The 3,290-nt window shown below is 48.4% G+C and carries 2 protein-coding genes and 2 pseudogenes; 3 read left to right on the top strand and 1 reads right to left on the bottom strand.

From position 1 onward, the window contains the following. Positions 1-390: 390 nt before the first annotated feature. Positions 391-1,383 carry an amidohydrolase family protein gene (locus tag L693_RS0113675; RefSeq protein WP_025717741.1) on the bottom strand — a complete coding sequence of 331 codons (993 nt, stop codon included), beginning with the start codon at positions 1,381-1,383 and terminating at the stop codon, positions 391-393. Between the two features lie 111 nt (positions 1,384-1,494). On the opposite strand from L693_RS0113675, the pseudogene L693_RS0113670 reads away from it, so the two are divergent. The 3 genes and pseudogenes from L693_RS0113670 to L693_RS31430 all read left to right on the top strand — a co-directional run. Next, positions 1,495-2,079: pseudogene (locus tag L693_RS0113670) on the top strand (LysR family transcriptional regulator); the annotation flags it as partial. A 194-nt stretch (positions 2,080-2,273) separates the two neighbouring features. Then, a pseudogene (locus tag L693_RS0113665) lies at positions 2,274-3,074 on the top strand (carbohydrate-binding protein); the annotation flags it as partial. 5 nt (positions 3,075-3,079) lie between these two features. Continuing rightward, positions 3,080-3,290: hypothetical protein (locus L693_RS31430; protein ID WP_231503646.1), on the top strand; the 211-nt coding region annotated here is incomplete at its 3' end.

The raw sequence follows: 3,290 nt of genomic DNA, 5'->3' as shown, positions 1-3,290 counted from the left end.
TTGCCGGAGGGTCGCTTTCTTGTTGCCTTTTTTAGGCGTTCTACGGAGCGATATTTTCAGGATAGACTGAAAAATAAAGTGTTAGACTCGGAAAATAAAGTTGTAGACTGAGAAAATAAAGAATTAGACTGGCGGGTGCTTCATTACCCTAACGGGCAGGATTGTTGAAGATCAAGCACAGTGAGCCGTACCATAAGTGAGGCGAAAATCTTTGCCTTGTCCGCTTATGGGACGCGAATACTTTCCCCCGAGGGGGCAGGTGGGAGAGTGCCACCTGTCGAAAAGTTGTCTGTACAGAGCGGTTGTGCGGGTTCAGGTTTGGAGCCAATAACTTGATCTAAATGCAACGTGATACTTATCCGCCCTGGTTCATGCTGAGAGTCATAAGAATTAGTTGCCGATACCGAAGAGGCGGCGGGCATTGCCGTGACAGAACTTGTTACGGTCTTCATCGTTGGCAAAACCGGTCAGGAACCGTTGAAGTTGATTCGGGTCCGGGCTTTGGAAGGGATAGTCCGTTGAGAAGAGCAACTGGTCGATCGCAGTCGCTGCGAGAGCATGTTGGAGCAGTGCCGGGTTGAACATGCCGGAACTTGTAATGAAGATGTTCGATCGCGTATAGTCCGATACCTTCCGCTCCAAGTTGGCGATGCGCGACAGGCTGTCTGTCCGGTCCTGCCAGAATAGTAGCAGTTCCCCCCAGTGACCGAGAATAATCTTGAGATCGGGGTGCCGGTCAAAGATGCCTCGGGCGATTAAGCGCAGCACGGCGATCGCAGCTTCGAGATGCCATCCCCATGAGAAGGTAGAAAGCGCCAGGTCGGTCATCGTACCTAATCCCGAATAGTGCGCCTGACGGATAGTGTTCGAAGGGATCTGAGGGTGAATAAAGATCGGCTGGCCGAGCGCCGCTGCAGCTGCGAACAGGTCGTCGTAGCAAGGGTCGTCTAGCGGCGTTTCGCCCGTTCGTCCATAAACCATAGCCCCGACAAAGCCGATCCCGGCCGAACGTTCGAGCTCGGCCGCAACGGCTGTCGGCTCGGCCATCGGCAACGTGGACATGGCACGAAGACGAGATGGATGGCGGCGTACCGCTTCTGCTGCGATGTCGTTCGTCTCCCGGCTGAGCGCGACCGCCTCCGCGGGAGAGAGCGGGCCTGTCGCTGGCGGGGCTAGCGAAATGATGTGCATGTCGATGCCCTGCTCATCCATCGCCGCGATCCGTGCGTCGCCGATATCCTCCAGTTTGGCGAGTTTGTCGCCCATTTCATTGAGCGCGAGACTCTCGTCGCGGCGCCCCTCCGGCAGCCTCTTGAGCGCTGCGGTCAGTTCGGTTGTTGTCCAGTGCTCTTCAATCGCTATGAAACTCGGTTTATTAAGCATGCGTATGCCTCCTTAAATCGCTTGAATCCATCGTAAATCGATTTTAAAATAGAGTCCAACGCATTCATAATCATCAATATATGTACTACAAGGAATGGATGGTGTGACAGAATGGAGCTTCTTCAACTGCAATATTTTCAAATGGTAGCCAGACTGGAGCATATGACTGCATCCGCTCAGCGTCTGCACGTCACGCAGTCCTCCCTAAGCAAAACCATCCAACGTCTCGAAGAAGATCTGGGCGTTCCTCTTTTTGAACGGAGCGGACGAACCCTTCAGCTAAACAAGTTTGGCCGCACGTTCCTTAACCGCGTGGACAAGGCTCTTTTTGAATTGGAGCAGGGGCGGCAGGAGATTAGAGATTTATTCAGTCCTGAAAGCGGCTCGGTGGAATTAGCCGTCACGATGTCCAGTACATTGTCAAAAATTTTGCAAAATTTCCGTGCCAAGCAACCTCACGTGCGCTTTACTGTCCAAATGGTTAAGCCGGAGGAAATGGTCCAGCTTCTCCATCGAGGTGAGGTCGACTTCTGTTTATCTTCGCCGCTTCTGCAGGGTGAGGAAATCGTAAGTAAAAGGATGGGGCTTGATTCCATCTTGGTGGCTGTTCCCAAAGGGCACCGTTTAGCAGACCGGATCAGCGTCTGTCTTTCCGAACTGAAGGATGAGTGGTTCGTGGGCTTAAAACAAGGTTATAATATAACGAGGTTATAAATAAATTTCCCATTTAATTTACATCTACTTTGCCCTTGATGACAGCTACGCTGGTACTACCCCGTGAACGGGGCGAGAGCACAGAGCAATGTTCCTTTTGAAGCCAATGGCTGTTGGAGCACTTGGGCGAAAAATCAGTCCAGGTATTGATGGCTTATGGAACCAGCACGTTGAAACTGGTCACGGCAGGGACAGAAGCCCCGATTATTGATAACATCAACATTACTGCTTATGTTGAGTCCAAAACGGCGAAACGCCTCAGATACGACAAGTATGATGCTTATACCAAGTATTTAAATGAATTCAACTCCTTTATGAAAAACCGTGGTGTAAATCTATATGCTATTTCTGTTCAAAACGAGCCGGATTATGCCCATGACTGGACATGGTGGTCTGCCGATAAAATTCTTCGCTTTATGAAAGAAAATGCCGGCTCCATCAATAACCGAGTCATGGCACCGGAATCATTTTCTTATGTCAAAGCAATGACAGAAAATATTTTGAATTATTCACATACACTCGCAAATATAGATATTATGGGTTCGCATACTTATGGTACGAGATTCAGCGATTTCTCTTATCCGCTGTTCAAGCAAAAAGGAGCTGGCAAAGAGCTCTGGATGACAGAATTCTACTATCCGAACATTGAACCAACTCAGCAGATCGCTGGCCTGAGGCACTGGATGTCTCCTATCGCATTCACAATGCAATGGTAGAAGGAGACTTCCAAACATAACGTATGGTGGGACATCCGCAGACAATACAGCCCGATGAATGAAAACGGTACAATCAGCAAGCGCGGTTATAATATGGCTCACTTCTCTAAATTTGTTCGTCCTGGATATGTAAGAGTAGATGCAACGAAGAACCTTGCTGCCAACATTTACACTTCTGCCTATAAAGGTGACAACAAAGTCGTCATTGTGGCAATCAACAAAAGTGCTTCCCCAGTAAGCCAAAACTTTACACTGAAATCGAGGAATTGTTTAAAGAAGACGCTTCGAAAGGAATTTCACTTTCTCAAGCTGATCGAGATAAAATGTCCAAATTATATGAAGAAATATCAGTGCAACTTGAAGAAATGTCTAAAATAATGGCGCGAACTCTTGGTAAGGAATATAAGGAATATGAAAATCAAAATGCTGATATTTTTACCATGACGGATTGTCAAGCCAAGTGCGACAGTTCCTGTG

Source organism: Paenibacillus sp. 1-18 (genome assembly GCF_000520755.1).
GTDB classification, from domain to species: Bacteria; Bacillota; Bacilli; order Paenibacillales; family Paenibacillaceae; genus Paenibacillus; species Paenibacillus brasilensis.
Note: the sequence above shows the minus strand (reverse complement) of the source record. Positions and strands in the feature narration are given on the sequence as shown.

Coding starts and splice junctions, on each gene's coding strand:
- L693_RS0113675 (WP_025717741.1), bottom strand. CDS start 1,383: ATGCTTAATAAACCGAGTTTCATAGCGATTGAAGAGCACTGGACAACA.